Consider the following 18,632-nt stretch of genomic DNA (forward strand, 5'->3'; position numbering starts at 1 on the left):
GATCGGGAGGGAGCGCGCGCGTGCGGTCGGCGGAAGGAGCGGTGGCCGTGCGGAGCGCCGGCCGTGGCGCTCCGCCCGTGCGCGCCACGCCGTACCCGGATTCCGAAGCGTTCGCGCGCGATCTGCGCGTGCTGCACGAATCGCTGATCGCGCACCACGGCGCGTCGCTCGCCACGCCGCGCCTCGCGCCGCTGGTGCGCGCCGCCGAGGTGTTCGGCTTCCATCTGGCCAGCATCGACCTGCGCCAGAGCTCGGACATCCACGAGGCCGTGATCGCCGAGCTGTTCGCGCGCGCCGGCGTCGAGGCCGATTACGCCGCACTGAGCGAAGCCGACAAGCTGCGCGTGCTGCTGGCGGCCCTGGCCGACCCGCGCCCGTTGCGCATTCCTTATCTCGAATACTCCGAGCTGGCAACCAGCGAACTCGGCGTGCTCGAGAAGGCCCGCGAAGTGCGCGCCCAGTTCGGCGCGCGCGCCGTGCGCAACTACATCATCTCGCACACCGAAACGGTGTCGGATCTGGTCGAAGTGCTGCTGCTGCAAAAGGAAACCGGCCTGCTCGACGGCACGTTCGGCGCGCACGGCGACGCGAAGCACAGCCTGATGGTGATTCCGCTGTTCGAAACCATCGCCGACCTGCGCAATGCCCCGGAGATCATGCGCGACTACTTCGCGCTGCCGGGCGCCGCGGCAATGGTGGCCCATCAGGGCGGCGAGCAGGAAGTCATGCTCGGCTACTCGGACAGCAACAAGGACGGCGGCTTCCTGACGTCCAACTGGGAGCTGTATCACGCCGAACTCGCGCTGGTCGAACTGTTCAGCGGCCACGACATCAAGCTGCGCCTGTTCCACGGCCGGGGCGGCACGGTCGGCCGCGGCGGCGGCCCGACCTATCAGGCGATCCTGTCGCAGCCGCCGGGCACGGTGAACGGCCAGATCCGCCTGACCGAGCAGGGCGAGGTGATCGCCAGCAAGTTCGCGAATCCGGAAATCGGCCGACGCAACCTCGAAACGGTGGTGGCCGCCACGCTCGAAGCGTCGCTGCTGCCGCGCAACAACGCCCCGGCGCAATTGCCGGCGTTCGAGGCGGCGATGCAGACGCTGTCGGACGCGGCGATGGCCGCGTATCGCGCGCTCGTCTACGAAACCCCGGGCTTCAAGGATTACTTCTTCGCGTCGACGCCGATCAGCGAAATCGCCGAGCTGAACATCGGCAGCCGCCCGGCCTCGCGCAAGCTGCAAGACGCGAAGAACCGCAAGATCGAGGATCTGCGCGCGATTCCGTGGGGCTTCTCGTGGGGCCAGTGCCGCCTGCTGCTGACGGGCTGGTACGGCTTCGGCAGCGCGTTCGCCGCCTATCTCGACGGCGCCGCGAACGACGCAGAACGCACCAAGCGCCTCGCGCTGCTGCAGAAGATGAACAAGACCTGGCCGTTCTTCTCGCATCTGCTGTCGAACATGGACATGGTGCTGGCCAAGACCGACCTGGCCGTGGCCTCGCGCTACGCCGAGCTGGTGGCCGACCGCAAGCTGCGCAAGCAGGTGTTCGGGCGGATCGTGGCCGAGTGGGAACGCACGGCCGCGGCGCTGGCCCAGATCACCGGGCACGAGGCGCGGCTCGCGGCCAATCCGCTGCTGGCGCGTTCGATCAAGAACCGCTTCCCGTATCTCGACCCGCTCAATCACCTGCAGGTCGAACTGCTCAAGCGCCACCGCGCCGGCGACACCAACGCGCGTGTGCGCCGCGGGATTCACCTGAGCATCAACGGCATCGCGGCCGGCCTGCGCAACACCGGCTGAGTTGCGAACGCGCGCGCGGCGGTTCGGCTTCGCGCCACCGCGCGCGACACGACAAGCTGCGCCACGGCGCGGACATCGGCAACGGTGTCCGCGCCGTTTTTCATTGCGGCGCCGCCGGGAATCGCGACAGCGGGCGTAACGCCAGGCCCAAACGTGACAGCGCCACGCGGCAGCCGCGCCGGCGAGCCGTTACAATGGCGCTCGCCCCGGTACCATGACCCGCCCAGACGCTATCCTGGTATCCGCGGCACCCGTCATCCGGCCCGCCGGCCAGTTTCCCGCCGACGCTTTACCGATCCGCCCGTTTTCGTCCGCCGCATCGCGATCCGATGAGTCCGTCCCGTTCCGCCCCGCCCCCGCTCGACGCCACGCCCGCCCGCGCGCTCGGCGATTTCATCCGCGCCCACCGCGAGCGCCTGACGCCCGAAGCCGTCGGCCTGCCGCCCGGCCCGCGCCGGCGCACGCCGGGCCTGCGCCGCGAGGAAGTCGCGCAGCTCTGCGGCGTCAGCCCCACCTGGTACACCTGGATCGAGCAAGGCCGGCAGGTATCGGCCTCCGCCGACGCGCTGGCCCGGATCGCCGTGGCGCTGCGCCTGTCGCGCGCCGAGCGTGCCTATCTGTTCGAGCTGGCCGCGCAGCGCGACCCGGCCGAGCCGGAGCTGGCCACCGCCGACGTGCCCGACACGCTGGTCACCGCCGTGCAGTTGGTCGCCGCGCCGGCCTATGTGCTCGATCGCCAATGGAACGCGCTGGCCTGGAACGAGCCGGCCTCCGCGCTGTTCACGGGCTGGCTCGACCAGCCGGACGACAGCGGCGGCGGCAACGACAGCCAGGATCGCAACCTGCTGCGCTTCACGTTCCTGTCGCCGGCCGCGCGCACGCTGATCGTCGACTGGGATACGCGGGCCCGCCGGCTGGTGGCCGAATTCCGTGCCGATTCGATCCGCCACCTGAACGACGCGCCCACCCGCACGCTGATCGACGCGCTGGTGGCCGGCAGCGAGGCGTTCGCGCACTACTGGGCGTCGCAGGACGTGGTCGAGCGCGAAGGCGGCGAACGGGCGTTCGACCATCCGCGCGACGGCCGCGTCGTCTATCAGCAAACCACGCTGAAGCCCGCCCACCGCGAAGACCTCAAATTCGTGATGCTGATTCCCGGCCCGCCGGCAGGCGCGCCGTAAGCGCCGAGGCGCGCGATCGCGCCGCACACCGCTGCACACCCCACGCCGGCCCCGCCACGAGCCGGGCGGCGCGCCGCCGAATGCTAGAATCCGCATCTGCTCTGCGGCTCCCGCCGCTTCACTCTCCTTACGAATCGCCATGACGTCCCAATTGCACAAAAAGGGCGAGGCCTGGTCGGCCCGCTTCTCGGAACCGATGTCGGAGCTGGTCAAGCGCTACACGTCGTCGGTGTTCTTCGACAAGCGCCTGGCCCTCGTCGACATCGCCGGCTCGCTCGCGCACGCGAAGATGCTCGCCGCGCAGCAGATCATCAGCGCCGACGATCTCGCCGCGATCGAGCGCGGCATGGCGCAGATCCAGGGCGAAATCGAGCGCGGCGAATTCGAATGGCAGCTCGATCTCGAAGACGTCCACCTCAACATCGAAGCGCGCCTGACCGCGCTGATCGGCGACGCCGGCAAGCGCCTGCACACGGGCCGCTCGCGCAACGATCAGGTGGCCACCGACATCCGCCTGTGGCTGCGCGGCGAAATCGACCGCATCGGCGGCCTGCTGACCGACCTGCGCGGCGCCCTGCTCGACCTCGCCGAGCAGCATGCCGCGACGATCATGCCGGGCTTCACGCACCTGCAGGTCGCGCAACCCGTCACGTTCGGCCATCACCTGCTCGCCTACGTGGAAATGTTCACGCGCGACGCCGGCCGCATGCGCGACTGCCGCGCGCGCGTGAACCGCCTGCCGCTCGGCGCCGCCGCGCTGGCCGGCACCAGCTACCCGATCGACCGTCACGCCGTGGCCGCCACGCTCGGCTTCGACGGCATCTGCGCGAACTCGCTCGACGCCGTGTCGGATCGCGATTTCGCGATCGAATTCACGGCCGCGGCCGCGCTGGTCATGACGCACGTGTCGCGCTTCTCGGAAGAACTCGTGCTGTGGATGAGCCCGCGCGTCGGCTTCATCGACATCGCCGACCGCTTCTGCACCGGCTCGTCGATCATGCCGCAGAAGAAGAACCCGGACGTGCCCGAGCTCGCACGCGGCAAGACGGGCCGCGTGAACGGCCATCTGATGGCGCTGCTGACGCTGATGAAGGGCCAGCCGCTCGCGTACAACAAGGACAACCAGGAAGACAAGGAGCCGCTGTTCGACACGGTCGACACCGTCGCCGACACGCTGCGGATCTTCGCCGAAATGGTGGCCGGCATCACGGTGAAGGCCGACGCGATGCGCGCCGCCGCGCTGCAGGGCTTCTCGACCGCCACCGACCTCGCCGACTACCTCGTCAAGCGCGGCCTGCCGTTCCGCGACGCGCACGAAGCCGTCGCGCACGCCGTGAAGATCTGCGACGACCGCGGCATCGACCTGGCCGATCTGTCGCTCGAACAGATGAAGCAGGATCTGCCGAACGTCGCGCATCTGCTCGGCGACGACGTGTTCGGCTACCTGACCCTCGAAGGCTCGGTGGCGAGCCGCAATCATCCGGGCGGCACCGCGCCGGACCAGGTGCGCGCGGCCATCGCCGCGGCGCGCGCCGCGCTCGCCTGACCGGCACGCCACGCGCGGCACCCCGCGCATCGGCTTCGACCCCACGTTCCCCGGAACGTGGGGTTTTGTTTTTGCGGCAACGCCCTCATCAATTGCGTCCGCAATTGATTACGCAAAAACCCTCTCCTGCCAGATCTGACAGTTGCCCGCGCGCCGATGTGTTTACATACTCGCGATTTTAGTTGGCAATCCAAATCATCCTTATCGGAAAATCGTCGAACCTTATATCGAATATGCCCGTCATCTCGCAGAACCGCGCGCCGCGCGACGGCTACGTCCGGATTCCCCGGCATCAGTTGCGGGTGCTCAGCTTCGCGCACCGCGCGACCGAACTCGACCGCGACCTGCTCGACGAACTGAACGGCGGCCGCGTCGTGGCGCGCTGCGCCGGCATCACGGAATGGGAATGCCGCAGCGACACCTGCCGCTACATCACGGTGGGCTGGGACTGGTTCGTCGACGCATGCGGCCGGGCCACGCTGACCGACGACGACGTGCGCAGCAACGTGATGCTGCTCGACGAAACGGGTCGCGATCTCGGCATGCGCCAGACGGCCAGCGCGTTCCGCGACGTGATCGAGCGGCTCGACTGGCAACGCGTGGTGGGGGAATTCGCCGCCGACGGCGCCATGGGGCGCGCAGGCTGAAGCGACACGAAAGTGAGCGAAGCGAAGCAGGCGCATGACGCGCCCGCCGTCACTTGTTGTTGACCGTCTCGGACAGACGCTTGAGCGTGGCCACGCGCGCGCCGATCAGATCCACGCGCTGCTGCTCGCTGATCATCGGCGTGGTGCCGTCGCGGAAGCTGACCCAGGCGCGCTGCGCCCGCACCAGCACCGGCCGGCCGCGCGCCGGCATGCGCTTTTGCAGCTTCACGTAATAGCGGTTCAGATCGAACAGCGCGTGCTCGCAGGCCGCGTCGTCCGAACAGGCGCGCACGCGATGCACGGCGTCCGCGCCGCCGTTCGGCTTGCTGTAGCGGTCGGCCGCATCGCGCAGCGACAGCGCGCGATCGCGCACCGGCTGGATCCGCATGTCGGCGCTGGCCAGTGCGTACATGGTGCCGCTGGTGGTGGCGTAGACCGCCTGCGTCAGCAGCGTCTCGTCCTTGCGCCAGAGCAGCCAGCGCCGCTGGCTTTCCTGCCAGCCGTGCTTCGCGCTGGCCGGCTCCACCGTGCTCAACTGCTTGAACGCGTCGTCCACGGCGCTCAGCCACTGCGCGCGGGCTTCGTCCATGCACTGGATCTGACCGACCGTCGAGGAACGATCGCGCCGCGCCAGGCACTGCCGCATCGCGACGTCGATCGGATCGGCGGCGGCCACCTCGGCATGCGCCGGCGCGGCCGCGCCGAGCCAACCGGCCAGGGCCAGCACCACCGCGGCCACGGCCCGCGCGCGCGGCGCGCGGCGGCCCGGAGTCGGGATCCCGAAGCCGCTCATCGTCAGTCGCGCACGCAATCGACGTAGTACTCGACGCGCCCGTTCACTTCCTCGGCCACCAGCCCGTGCACATCGGTATGGAAGCCCGGGAAGCGCTCGTTGAAGTCGCGCGCGAACCGCAGGTAGCTGACGATCGTCGCATTGAAGCGCTCGCCCGGGATCAGCAGCGGAATGCCCGGCGGGTACGGCGTCAGCAGGATGCTGGTCACGCGGCCTTCGAGCTCGTCGAGCGGCACGCGGTCGATCTCGCGGTGCGCGAGCTTGGCGAACGCATCCGAGGCCTTCATCGCCGGCTCCATGTCCGACAGGTACATCTCGGTCGTCAGGCGGGCGATGTCGTTGGCGCGGTAGACGTCGTGGATCTGCGTGCACAGATCGCGCAGGCCCACGCGCTCGTAGATCGGATACTGCGCGACGAATTCCGGCAGCACGCGCCAGAGCGGCTGGTTGTTGTCGTAATCGTCCTTGAACTGCTGCAGCTCGGTCACCATCGAGTTCCAGCGGCCCTTCGTGATGCCGATCGTGAACATGATGAAGAACGAGTACAGACCGGTTTTCTCGACGATGATGCCGTGCTCGGCCAGGTACTTCGTGACGATCGCGGCCGGGATGCCCGTTTCGCCGAACTCGCCGTCCACGTCGAGCCCCGGCGTGATGATCGTCGCCTTGATCGGGTCGAGCATGTTGAAGCCTTCGGCGAGATTGCCGAAGCCGTGCCAGCGGTCGTTCGGACGCAGGATCCAGTCCTCGCGCGAGCCGATGCCTTCTTCCGGCAGCGTGTCCGGGCCCCACACCGAGAAGAACCAGTCGTCGCCATATTCGATGTCGACCTTGCGCATCGCGCGGCGGAACTCGATCGCCTCGGCGATCGATTCCTCGACCAGCGCGGTGCCGCCCGGCGCCTCCATCATCGCGGCCGCGACGTCGCACGAGGCGATGATCGCGTACTGCGGGCTGGTGGAGGTGTGCATCAGGTACGCCTCGTTGAAGCGATGCTTGTCGAACGTGCGGTTTTCCGAATCCTGCACGACGATCTGCGAGGCCTGCGAGATGCCGGCCAGCAGCTTGTGCGTCGAGTGCGTCGCGAACACCAGCGAGCCGGTGCGCGGGCGGCCCGAGCCGATCGCGTGCATGTCCTGGTAGAACTCGTGGAATTCGGCGTGCGGCAGCCAGGCTTCGTCGAAGTGCAGCGTGTCGAGCAGGTCGCCGAGCAGATCCTTGATCTGTTCGACGTTGTAGATCACGCCGTCGTACGTGCTCTGCGTGATCGTCAGGATGCGCGGCTTGGCGTTCGGGTTCTTCTTCAGCGCCTCGCGCGCGAACGGGTTCGCCTCGATCTTCTTGCGGATGTTTTCCGGCTTGAATTCGTCGCGCGGGATCGGGCCGATGATGCCGAAATGGTTGCGCGTCGGCGTCAGGAACACGGGAATCGCGTGCGTCATCGTGATCGCGTGCAGGATCGACTTGTGGCAGTTGCGATCCACCAGCACGATGTCGCCCGGCGCCACGGTGGCGTGCCAGACGATCTTGTTCGAGGTCGACGTGCCGTTGGTCACGAAGAACAGGTGATCGGCGCTGAAGATGCGCGCGGCGTTGCGCTCGGACGCGGCCACCGGGCCGGTGTGATCGAGCAGTTGGCCGAGTTCGTCGACGGCGTTGCAGACGTCGGCGCGCAGCATGTTCTCGCCGAAGAACTGGTGGAACATCTGGCCGAGCGGGTTCTTCAGGAACGCCACGCCGCCCGAGTGGCCCGGGCAGTGCCACGAGTACGAGCCCTCGTCGGCGTACTTCACCAGTTCCTTGAAGAACGGCGGCGCCAGCGAATCGAGGTACACCTTGGTTTCGCGGATGATGTGGCGCGCGACGAACTCGGGCGTGTCCTCGAACATGTGGATGAAGCCGTGCAGCTCGCGCAGCACGTCGTTCGGGATATGGCGCGAGGTGCGCGTCTCGCCGTACAGGAAGATCGGAATGTCGGCGTTGCGGCGGCGCACTTCGGTCACGAACGCGCGCAGCTCGATGATCGCCGTGGCCAGCTCCGGCAGCTCGCCGTCCGGGCCGGTTTCGCCGAGCATCAGCTCGTCGTCGTCGATCGAGAGGATGAAGCACGACGCCCGGCTCGATTGCTGCGCGAACGACGTCAGATCGCCGTAGCTCGTCAGACCGTTGACCTCGACGCCCTCTTTTTCGAGCGCTTCGGCCAATGCGCGAATGCCGGAGCCCGAAATGTTCTCGGAGCGGAAGTCTTCATCGATGATGACGACGGGGAAGCGAAACTTCATGGGCGAATCTCCAAAAAGAACGACCGCGGCGCGTCAAGCGCAGCGGTCACCCGGTAACCGGTTGGCAAAACGTGTATCCAACCAGATCAGGTTTTCGGCAGCGTGACACCACGCTGGCCCTGGTATTTGCCGCCGCGATCGGCGTACGACACGTCGCACACCTCGTCGCTCTCGAAGAACAGCACCTGCGCGACGCCTTCGTTCGCGTAGATCTTCGCCGGCAGCGGCGTGGTATTCGAGAATTCGAGCGTCACGTAGCCTTCCCATTCGGGCTCGAACGGCGTGACGTTGACGATGATGCCGCAACGCGCGTAGGTGGACTTGCCGAGGCAGACGGTCAGCACCGTGCGCGGAATGCGGAAATATTCGACCGTGCGGGCCAGCGCGAACGAGTTCGGCGGGATGATGCAGACATCGCCCTTGAAATCGACGAACGAGCCTTCGTCGAAGTTCTTCGGATCGACGATGGTCGAATTGATGTTGGTGAAGATCTTGAATTCGTCCGCGCAGCGGATGTCGTAGCCGTAGCTCGAGGTGCCGTAGCTGACGATTCTGCGGCCGTCTTCGGACTCGCGAACCTGGTCGGGCACGAACGGCTCGATCATCTTGTGTTGTTCGGCCATGCGCCGAATCCACTTGTCGGACTTGATGCTCATAAAAAGGCGCCAGATAAGGCTACAGATCGGGGTCGCGCCGCCGGGCGAACCCGGCGGCAGGGAAAGGCGCACATTTTACGCGATAGCGGCCGACGCGCGGGGGCGCTTCAAGGACGCACCACGCCGCACGCCAGGCCGGGGCCGGCGCCGTGCTGCGGGAAGGCGGGATCGCTCGCGTCGCGGTGGATCAGCACCGAGCGGCCGAGCACCGAACGCACGCCGTCGAGCGCCACGTCGGGCGCGACGATGAAGCCGGCGGCGACGCCGTTGGAATCGGCGTGGATATTGCCGAGATCGCCGGCCACCCGCGCGCCGACGCGCAACCGGTCGGCCGAGGGCGCGAATACCGGGCCGGCGCTGGCGCCGTCCACGGCGTTGCAGTCGCCGCGGTCGTGAACCTGCAGCGCGTGATCGGTATCGGGCGGCAACCCGACGAAGTTGTAAGACACCTGCACGCCGTCGGGGCGCTCGACGAAGGTCAGCGCGCCGCGCGTCTGGCTGCCGAAGGTGGGCTGCAGCAGCGCGGTGGCGCGCTTTTCGTGGGTCGACGCGAAGGACGTGCAGCCGTTCAGCACGACCATCGCGGCCAGGGCGGCAAGCGCGGTGGCGCAGGCCGTCCCGTCGAATCGTTGTTTCATGCGATCCTCACGCCGGCGCACGCGCCGGGTGGGCGCGCCCGCAGGCCCGAAAAAGGGGGACCAAGGGGAAAGCCGCCATCATACCCCGGCTTCCCACGCGCGAAACAGCCATGCGGCCCGGGTTTTACGTATTCTGAACCACGATCGACGGGAATTTCGACGTCATGTCCTTCGAACGATCCGCGATCGCGATCGCCACCTTGCGCGCGATCTCGCGATAGCGCGCCGCCACGGCCGAATCGGGCGCGGCCACCACGGTGGGCGTGCCGCTGTCGGCCTGCTGGCGGATCGCGATGTCGAGCGGCAGGCTGCCGAGCACCGGCGCGCCGTATTCGGCCGCCATCTGCGCCGCGCCGCCCGCGCCGAAGATGTGCTCCTCGTGGCCGCAGTTCGAACACACGTGGATGCTCATGTTCTCGACCAGCCCGAGGATCGGAATGCCGACCTTCTCGAACATCTTCAGGCCCTTCTTGGCGTCGAGCAGCGCGATGTCCTGCGGCGTCGTGACGATCACCGCGCCCGTCACCGGCACGCGCTGGGCCAATGTCAGCTGGATGTCGCCGGTGCCCGGCGGCATGTCGACGATCAGGTAGTCGAGATCCTGCCAGTTGGTCTGTCGCAGCAACTGTTCCAGCGCCGAGGTGGCCATCGGGCCGCGCCACACCATCGGGTTGTCCTCGTCGATCAGGAAGCCGATCGAGTTGGCCTGCAGGCCGTGGCCGCGCATCGGGTTCATCGATTTGTCGTCGGGCGACTCGGGGCGGCCCTGCACGCCGAGCATGGTCGGCAGCGACGGGCCGTAGATGTCGGCGTCGAGAATGCCGACCGTGGCGCCTTCCTGAGCCAGCGCGAGCGCCAGGTTGACGGCCGTGGTGCTCTTGCCCACGCCGCCCTTGCCCGAGGCCACCGCGACGATGTTCTTGACGTTCGGCAGCAGCTTCACGCCGCGCTGCACGGTGTGCGTGACGATGTCCTGCTGCACCGCGACGCGGGCCGCGCGCACGCCCGGCACCTGCGCGAGCGCCTCGGCCATCTGCTGGCGCACCGCCTCGTGCTGGCTGCGCGCCGGGTAGCCGAGCACGACGGTCAGCGTGACGGTGTCGCCGTCGATCGCGACGTCGCGAATGCCTTTGCCGGCCGCATACGGGCGGTTCGTGTTGGGATCGACGAGCGCCGCGAGCGCGGCGTCGACAGTGGCCCGTTCAATACTCATCGAAACTCCGTGGGATCGTGATTCGCCATGCCGCGCCAAGTTTGCCGCGCGTCAGGCCATGCCGCCGTGGCCGCGCCGTCAATCGTCCGACGAGAACGCGGCAGGCAGGAAAAGTGAAAGAATTTATTGCACGTCATTGCGCGAAAACGGCGGGAGCGCAATGATCGCCAGCGGTGCACCTCGGGGCCACATCGGCCCCGCAACGCCTATATTGTAGAGGCTGGACGCTGCTCCGTCCGAACAGCCTTGGTCCCGAACGGGGCATGCAGCCGGCCGGCGGCGTCTCGTTCGCGAGGCGCCGCACCGCGTAGTGACCGACTCGTTCAATTCAGAGAGGAACTCGACATGAATACCAAAATCGCGACGCGCCTGTCCGTCTTCGCGCTTGCCGGCGCGCTGCTCGCCGGTTGCGCCACGCAACAGGGCAACAACACCGCGGTCGGCACCGGCGCCGGCGCGGCGCTCGGCGCCGGCATCGGCGCACTGGCCGGCGGCGGCAAGGGTGCCGCGATCGGCGCAGGCATCGGCGCGCTGGCCGGCGGCGTGACCGGCTACAACTGGCAGGCGATCAAGAACCGCATCGCGCCGTCGGCGCAACGCACCGGCACGCAAGTGACGGAACAGCCGGACGGCTCGCTGAAGCTGAACGTGCCGAGCTCGGTGACGTTCGCGACCGACCAGTACGCGATCACGCCGGCCTTCGCGCCGCTGCTCGGCGATCTGGCCACCTCGCTGAACCAGAACCCGCAGATCACCGCGGCGGTGGTGGGCTACACCGACAGCACCGGCTCGGCCGCGCATAACCAGACGCTGTCGCAAAACCGCGCGCAGAGCGTCGTGACGGCGCTGGTGCAGCGCGGCGTCAACGGCGGCCGCCTGTCGGCGCAAGGCATGGGCGCCTCGAACCCGGTGGCCGACAACGCGACCGAAGCCGGCCGCGCGCAGAACCGCCGCGTCGAGATCTACCTGCGCGCGCCGCAGCAACCGCAACAGTAAGCACGCACGCGGCAGGACGACATGACGTGCCTGCGCGGCAAACGCACGCAGGCACGCCAGGCAAGGCTTTTGGGCCAATCGGTACACATTCGAAAAAATTTTCGAACTTATTGATTTTGCCTTGGTCTTTCCTTACGGTACGCGCCTGTTGCTTTGCAGGCGCGTCACCATTCTCCTCTTGTCGTTGTTGCTCCGGGGCACCAGTCGCCCCGGTTTTTTTTGCCTGAAATCCGGCTGCTGTCCTGCAGCAATTTCCACTGAGCGCCCACGCCGAAAGCCGTTCGAAAGACTGTGTCGGCCGCACTCGCGCGATGCCCGAATTCAGCCGATTTCCGTTTGAATCGCACCGAATCCGGCGAAAAATCCACGAAACGGCGCCGCGCGCGCCACTCGGCCGGGCCACGCCGCGATCGATCGCGTCGTGCCTGCTAGAATCGCAGGTTCCAACGCGTTTCCCCCGTACCATGCCGCGCCCGCCGCGGCTTTCCTGACGACCCTATGTCCGCATCCGATCTCAATACCGTGCCGGCCGGCGCTCCCGCGAGCCGCCGCCAGATCCTCGTCACGTCCGCCCTGCCCTACGCGAACGGGCAAATCCACATCGGCCATCTGGTCGAGTACATCCAGACGGACATCTGGGTGCGGACGATGCGAATGCACGGTCACGAGGTCTATTACATCGGCGCCGACGACACGCACGGCACGCCGGTCATGCTGCGCGCCGAGCAGGAAGGCCTGACGCCGAAGCAGCTGATCGAGCGCGTCTGGGGCGAGCACAAGCGCGATTTCGACAGCTTCGGCGTGTCGTTCGACAATTTCTACTCGACCGATTCCGAGGAAAACCGCGTCCTCAGCGAGACCATCTACCTCGCGCTGAAGCAGGCCGGCCTGATCGTCGAGCGCGACATCGAGCAGGCCTACGATCCGGTCAAGGAAATGTTCCTGCCGGATCGCTTCATCAAGGGCGAGTGCCCGAAGTGCCACGCCAAGGATCAATACGGCGACAACTGCGAAGTGTGTGGTTCGACCTACCTGCCGACCGAGCTGCTGAACCCGTACTCGGTCGTGTCGGGCGCCACGCCGGTCCGCAAGATCTCGACGCACCACTTCTTCAAGCTGTCCGACCCGCGCTGCGAATCGTTCCTGCGCGGCTGGGTGGGCGGCCTCGCGCAGCCCGAAGCCACCAACAAGATGCGCGAATGGCTCGGCGACGACGGCGAAGCCAAGCTCGCCGACTGGGACATTTCCCGCGACGCGCCGTACTTCGGCTTCGAGATCCCCGGCGCGCCGGGCAAGTATTTCTACGTCTGGCTCGATGCGCCGGTGGGCTACTACGCGAGCTTCAAGAACCTGGCCGACAAGCTCGGCCTCGATTTCGACGCGTGGACGCGCCCCGGTTCGAGCGCCGAGCAGTATCACTTCATCGGCAAGGACATCCTCTATTTCCACACGCTGTTCTGGCCGGCGATGCTCGAGTTCTCGGGCCATCGCACGCCCACCAACGTGTTCGCGCACGGCTTCCTGACCGTCGACGGCGCGAAGATGTCGAAGTCGCGCGGCACGTTCATCACGGCCAAGAGCGTGATCGACACCGGCCTGAACCCGGAATGGCTGCGCTACTACTTCGCCGCGAAGCTGAACGCGACGATGGAAGACATCGACCTGAACCTCGACGATTTCCAGGCGCGCGTGAACAGCGATCTGGTCGGCAAGTACGTGAACATCGCGAGCCGGGCGGCGAACTTCCTGTTCAAGCGCTTCGGCGGCCGCGTGCAGGACAGCGCGATGAACCATCCGCTGATCGCCTCGCTGCGCGACGCGATCCCGCAGATCGCCGCGCACTACGAAGCGCGCGAATACGGCCGCGCGCTGCGCCAGACGATGGAGCTGGCCGACGCCGTGAACGTCTACGTGGATACCGCCAAGCCGTGGGAACAGGCCAAGGATCCGGCCAACGCGGTGGCGCTGCACGAAACCTGCAGCGTGAGCCTCGAATCGTTCCGCCTGCTGTCGCTCGCGCTGAAGCCGGTGCTGCCGAAGCTGGTGGAATCGGTCGAGCGCTTCCTCGGCATCGCGCCGCTGACGTGGGCCGACGCGGCCACGCCGCTGTCGTCCGCGCAGCCGGTCAATGCGTACCAGCATCTGACCACCCGCGTCGATCCGAAGCAGATCGAGGCGCTGCTGGCCGCCAACCGCAGCTCGCTCGCCCCGGCGGGCGACGCCGCAGCCGCAGCCGCGGCGAAGGACGGCAAGGACGCGAAGAAGAAGCCGGCCAAGGAAGCCGCCGAGCCGGCCGGCGACGGCATCATCTCGATCGACGATTTCACGAAGATCGACCTGCGCATCGCGAAGATCGTCGCGTGCCAGGCCGTGGAAGGCTCGGACAAGCTGCTGCAGCTCACGCTCGACATTGGCGAGGAAAAAACCCGCAACGTGTTCTCCGGCATCAAGTCGGCCTACCGGCCGGAAGAGCTGGTCGGCAAGCTGACGGTGATGGTCGCCAACCTCGCGCCGCGCAAGATGAAGTTCGGCATGTCGGAAGGGATGGTGCTGGCGGCGTCGGCGAAGGACGAGAAGTCGGAACCGGGCCTCTACATCCTCGAGCCGCACAGCGGCGCGAAGCCGGGCATGCGCGTGAGCTGAACCCCGCGCGCGGCGGCCTCGTCGCTGCCCCCGCCAACGAAAAACCCGCTCGTCGCCGAGCGGGTTTTTTTTATTGATCCTGCTGCGGGCTTTCCTGCTTCTTCCTGCCGCGCGCCCACCACCATTTGTCGAAGCGCCGCGTGTAGTTCAGGTCGATGCCCTGGAACGTGCCGCCGTACGCCGACACGGCCCAGAACCGCGACAGGTTCAGCGTCGCCTTGAACGCGTTGCTGGCCGACTGCAGCCCCTGCTCGTAACCAAGCACGAAGCGCTCGTTGATCGCCTTCGAGATCTGCACCACCTGCGGATCGGTCAGGCCCACGTCGCTGCGGCCCACCGTGAACTCGTCGAGCCCGACCGTCTGCGCGATGCGTTTGCCGCTCGCGCTGCCGAGCAACGCCAGCGCCGTGGTCATGGTGTTCTGCTGGCCGAGGTTGTTGCCGGTGTCGGTGCCGTGGCCGAACAGCAGCCACGACAGCTTCTCGTTGTCGGTCACGTTCGGCTCGGACACGAGCTTCGCGGTGGGCGCCTGCACGGTGCCCGTCACCTGCACGCCGGCCTCCACCTCCTGATTGCGGCGCATCGCGAGGATGTTGATGCCGGGGTTCGAGATCGGCCCGTTGAACGTGAAGAAGCCGTTCTCGATCGACAGCTTGCGGCCGAACGTCGAGTAGGTCGAGCCTTCGGTCACGCGCACGTTGCCGACCGCGCGCAGCGCAATGCCCGGCGCGCTCATCACGGTGATCGTGCCGCGCAGGCCGAGATCGGCGCCGTGCCCCTTGAAGCGGAAGCGGTTGCCGAGATCGATGTCGATGTTCGCGCGCGGGCCGAGCGCGGGCGCGGGCTGGTCGGCGACCGACTTCGGCAGCCCGGCCGCGTTCTTCGATTCGCCCGGCACGGTGCCGTCGGGCCGCACGATCACGACGTCGTCGGACAGCGACGGCGCCGACGATTCGGGCAGGTCGAACAGCGCCTGATCGACGCCGAACTTGCCGTCGATCGCGAGCTGGCCGCGCGGGCCGTCGTTCTTGATGCTGGCGCTGCCCGACAGCGACAGCTTGCGATCCGGCGACGCGAACAGCTCGAGCTTGTCGGCCACGATGCTGGCCTTCAGGTCGGGCGCGCTGCCGTCGAGCCGCACCTGGCCGAGCGCGCGCAGCGTGCCGTCGGCGCCGTGGAATTCGACCTGCTGGAACTCGACGAGGTTGTCGGTCAGCTTGACGCGAACGATGCCGTCCTTCAGTTGCACGCCCTGATCGACCACCGTGACCGACAGCTTGTCGCCGGTCAGCGCGCCCGACAGATCGGGCTTGGCCGGCGTGCCGGCCACCGTCAGCTTCAGCGCGGCGCGGCCGTCGAACAGGTAGCTCGGCCCGAGCAGGCCGCCCGTGGTGCGCAACGCGGGGATGTCGACGGCGACGTTGCCCGACAGCGGCCCGTTCTCGGCCACGCCGATCGTGCCGTCGTGCAGCGCGAACGGAATGCCGAGCGTCGCGTCGGCGGTGCCGATGCGGCTCGCCTTCGCATGCAGCGTGGCGTTCAGGCGGTTGCCGGCGCCGAATTCGGCGCGCGCGTTCAGATCGGTGATGCCCAGCGAGGCGATGCCGCGCCCGGCCTCGATCGTCACGTCGCCCGAGCGGCGGCGGATCTGCACATGCCCGCTGGCCGTATTGGCGAGCGACAGATCCCAATCGCCGTCGAGCACGAGATCGGTGCGCACGGGCGCGCGCTCGCCGGTCAGGAATTCGCGCACCTGCAACGCGCGCGCGATCGACAGGTTGCTCAGCGTGCCGGCCGTGCGCAGCGCGCCGTGATCGAGCACGAAGCTGCGCAGGTCGAGCACCGCGCCCTCGATCGTCAGCTTGCTCGCGCCGAGCACCACGCGGCCCGCGCCGGCCGAGACGGTGAGCGGCGCGTCGAGCGACACCGCCGGCGTGCCGCGGTTGACCAGTTGCGAGACGGTGCCGTCCCAGCGGCTCGCGCCGCCGGCTTCGATCAGGCCGCCGGCCGCCGCCACGTGCAGGTTGATGACGCGGCCGTCGGCGCTGCCGAGCGCGGTGGCGTCGAGCGTGTGTTTCGCGCGCGTGCCGGCGAGCTTGGCCTTGACCGATTTGAGGTCGATCGAGCCGAGCGCCAGATCGTTCGCGTCGACGCTGAACGCGAGCGCGCCGTTCGCGCCGTCGCGAACCTCGGCGCTGCCCTGCGCCGAACCGATCCGGTTGCTGCCGACCACCACGCCGGTGGCGCGGTAATCGGCCGCGACGTTCGGGTGCGCGATGCTGCCGGTCAGCTCGCCGTGCGCCTGCACCAGGCCTTGCAGGCCGAAGCCGAGCCGGTCGAGCTGCGGCGCGTCGATCGCGAAGCGCAGCCGATCGCCGGGCGCGCCGAAGCTGCCGTTCAGCGAGACGCGGTTGCCGGCCACCGACAGGTCGGTCGTGCTCGGCAGCAGCCGCGTGCCGGCCACCTGGAGCGTGCCCTGCCCCGTCATCGGCACGCCGTCGTAGACGCTCTCGCCGAGCTTGAACTGCACCTTGCTCGACAGCGCCGGCGCGAGCGCGCCGGTGGCCGTCAGCGCGCCGTTCACGCGCGCCTCGACCGGGCGGCGGGCGGTTGCGTTCGACTTCGTCGCGGGCTTGCCGCCCTTGGCCGCCGGCGCGCTTCGCGCGGCCGGCGTCAAGGTGGAAAACGCCAGCGGATTGAAATCGACGAGCGCGGCCTTGAAGTCGTAGCTCGACGCCTTGTCGTGCTTGAGCACGCCGCTCAGATCGACGCGGCCCTTGCCCGCCGACACGCGCGCGCGCTTGATCGTGGTGGCGGTGGCGTCGGTCGTGACATCGGCGCTCAGGCCGAGCGCGAGCTTCGGATCCTTCAGGTCGACGGTGGCGTGCTGCGAACCGTTGTCGAGCGTCACGGCGACCGGGCCGCCGAGCCGCATCGGCCGCACCGCGGTGGAGAACAGCGTCGGATCGAGATCCGCGACGGTCAGGTCGAAGCGCCCGCGCGGCGAGGCCAGCGCGCCGCCGCCCGTCACGCTGCCGTTGCGCAGCAGGCGCATCGCGAAATCGTCGATGCGTTGCGCGTGGGCGTCGAGGTGCAGGTTCGCGTGGATGTCGACGAGCGGCAGCTTGCCTTCGGCCAGCGTGCCCGGCTTCGCGTTGACGACGGCGAGCTTGCCGACCACCACGAGCGCGCGCGAATTCGCGGCGGCGGCGGCATGGGCTGCACTCGCGCCGGGCGCGGCCGCCGCTTGCGTTCGAGCTTGCGCGGCGCTGCCCGCCTCCGTTGCGGACGCGCCGCCCGAAGCGGCCGAAGCGGAAGCCGCCGACGCCATGATCGCCGCCAGCGCCTTGGCCGACACGCTGTCGTCGCCACCCGCCGCCTCGCCGGCCGGCGCGAGATCGGCATGGATGCTCAGATCGGCCTCGGGCGCGGTCGGCGCCAGCACGCGCGGGTTGACGTGCTCGAACGCCAGCGTGGCGCGCGTGAGCGGCACCGCGCCGAACGGCGCGGCTTCGATATGCGCGCGCCCGGCCAGCTTCATGCCCGACGCGTCGAGATCGACGCCGAGCGCCTCCAGCGAGCCGGACAGCGTGGCATGCGCATCCACCTGTTCCTTCGACACCTTGCCCGAATAGGTGGCCGCGCCTTCGATCGCGAACGGCCGCTGGCCGTCGAGCCGCGCGTTCGCCGTGACCGCGCCGAACGGCGTGTCGAGCCGGTCGACCGCGAGCGTGTGGCGACGGCCGTCGCTGTCGCCGTGCAGCAGGAAATGCGACAGCTCGGTGGTGGAACCGGCCTCGTGGATGCGCAGCGTATCGAAGCGCACCTCGCGCAGCACCAGTTGCAGCGGTAGGTTCAGGTTCTGCGGCAACACGGTGGGCGAGGTGCTCGGCGGCGACGGCACGACGCTCACGTCGATCGTGCCGGCCCGCAGGTAATCGAGCGTGAAGCGCAGCGGCGCGCGCGTCAGCGCCCAGCGGGCGTCGACCCGGTCGATCCGCACGTCGGTGCCGGTACCGCCCGGCGACAGCCAGGCCAGCTTGTCGATCCGCACGCCGCGCGCGAGCGAGCCGCCCTCGAGCGTGCCGGCCAGCCGGCCGCCCAGCGAGGCAGATCGGAAGAGCGTCGTGGAGGGCAAGAGTGTTGGTGGCAGTGTAGAGCTGGGTGGTCGCCGTATCAGTAAAAAAAAAATAGACAGCCTGACTCATCTAGGTCGCCGCACTCGGAGGTGTGTGGCA

Annotated in this window: 11 protein-coding genes and 1 pseudogene; 6 read left to right on the plus strand and 6 right to left on the minus strand. The window is 68.2% G+C overall.

The genetic code is table 11. From position 1 onward, the window contains the following. The 4 genes from ppc to G3N92_RS18275 form a co-directional block, all read left to right on the plus strand. On the plus strand, nucleotides 1-1,799 hold a 1,799-nt coding region (ppc, locus tag G3N92_RS18260), incomplete at its 5' end, for a phosphoenolpyruvate carboxylase (protein ID WP_206128934.1). Between the two features lie 329 nt (nucleotides 1,800-2,128). Further along, nucleotides 2,129-2,980 (plus strand): helix-turn-helix transcriptional regulator, encoded by an 852-nt coding sequence (locus G3N92_RS18265; protein ID WP_206128935.1) that lies wholly within the window; start codon nucleotides 2,129-2,131, stop codon nucleotides 2,978-2,980. Between the two features lie 139 nt (nucleotides 2,981-3,119). Next, entirely contained in the window at nucleotides 3,120-4,526 is a 1,407-nt protein-coding gene (gene argH, locus G3N92_RS18270; RefSeq protein ID WP_206128936.1) for an argininosuccinate lyase, read from the plus strand. 233 nt (nucleotides 4,527-4,759) lie between these two features. Further along, nucleotides 4,760-5,173, plus strand: a complete 414-nt coding sequence (locus tag G3N92_RS18275; protein WP_206128937.1) for a DUF4902 domain-containing protein — start codon at nucleotides 4,760-4,762, stop codon at nucleotides 5,171-5,173. Between the two features lie 49 nt (nucleotides 5,174-5,222). Here G3N92_RS18275 and G3N92_RS18280 read toward each other — a convergent pair whose 3' ends face one another. From G3N92_RS18280 to apbC, 5 genes are all read right to left on the minus strand, one after another. Then, the gene (locus G3N92_RS18280) at nucleotides 5,223-5,966 is read right to left on the minus strand and encodes a lysozyme inhibitor LprI family protein (protein ID WP_241014868.1); all 744 of its coding nucleotides are present in this window, start codon (nucleotides 5,964-5,966) and stop codon (nucleotides 5,223-5,225) included. 2 nt (nucleotides 5,967-5,968) lie between these two features. Then, nucleotides 5,969-8,248 (minus strand): arginine/lysine/ornithine decarboxylase, encoded by a 2,280-nt coding sequence (locus G3N92_RS18285; RefSeq protein ID WP_206128938.1) that lies wholly within the window; start codon nucleotides 8,246-8,248, stop codon nucleotides 5,969-5,971. 86 nt (nucleotides 8,249-8,334) lie between these two features. Next, nucleotides 8,335-8,904 (minus strand): dCTP deaminase, encoded by a 570-nt coding sequence (dcd, locus tag G3N92_RS18290; RefSeq protein ID WP_206128939.1) that lies wholly within the window; start codon nucleotides 8,902-8,904, stop codon nucleotides 8,335-8,337. A 107-nt stretch (nucleotides 8,905-9,011) separates the two neighbouring features. Then, nucleotides 9,012-9,542, minus strand: a complete 531-nt coding sequence (locus G3N92_RS18295) for a superoxide dismutase family protein (RefSeq protein ID WP_206128940.1) — start codon at nucleotides 9,540-9,542, stop codon at nucleotides 9,012-9,014. Between the two features lie 124 nt (nucleotides 9,543-9,666). Beyond that, complete coding sequence (apbC, locus tag G3N92_RS18300; RefSeq protein ID WP_206128941.1) at nucleotides 9,667-10,755, minus strand: iron-sulfur cluster carrier protein ApbC; 1,089 nt, start codon at nucleotides 10,753-10,755, stop codon at nucleotides 9,667-9,669. Nucleotides 10,756-11,100: 345 nt separating this feature from the next. On the opposite strand from apbC, the gene G3N92_RS18305 reads away from it, so the two are divergent. Then, entirely contained in the window at nucleotides 11,101-11,751 is a 651-nt protein-coding gene (locus G3N92_RS18305) for an OmpA family protein (RefSeq protein WP_206128942.1), read from the plus strand. A 498-nt stretch (nucleotides 11,752-12,249) separates the two neighbouring features. After that, nucleotides 12,250-14,394: a methionine--tRNA ligase gene (gene metG / locus G3N92_RS18310; protein WP_206128943.1), complete on the plus strand. Its 2,145-nt coding sequence runs from the start codon at nucleotides 12,250-12,252 to the stop codon at nucleotides 14,392-14,394. 70 nt (nucleotides 14,395-14,464) lie between these two features. Here metG and G3N92_RS18315 read toward each other — a convergent pair. After that, nucleotides 14,465-18,499, minus strand: a pseudogene (locus G3N92_RS18315) (translocation/assembly module TamB domain-containing protein); the annotation flags it as partial. Between the last annotated feature and the right edge of the window lie 133 nt (nucleotides 18,500-18,632).

It is taken from the genome of Burkholderia sp. Ac-20379 (assembly GCF_017104645.1).
Lineage (GTDB): Bacteria > Pseudomonadota > Gammaproteobacteria > Burkholderiales > Burkholderiaceae > Burkholderia.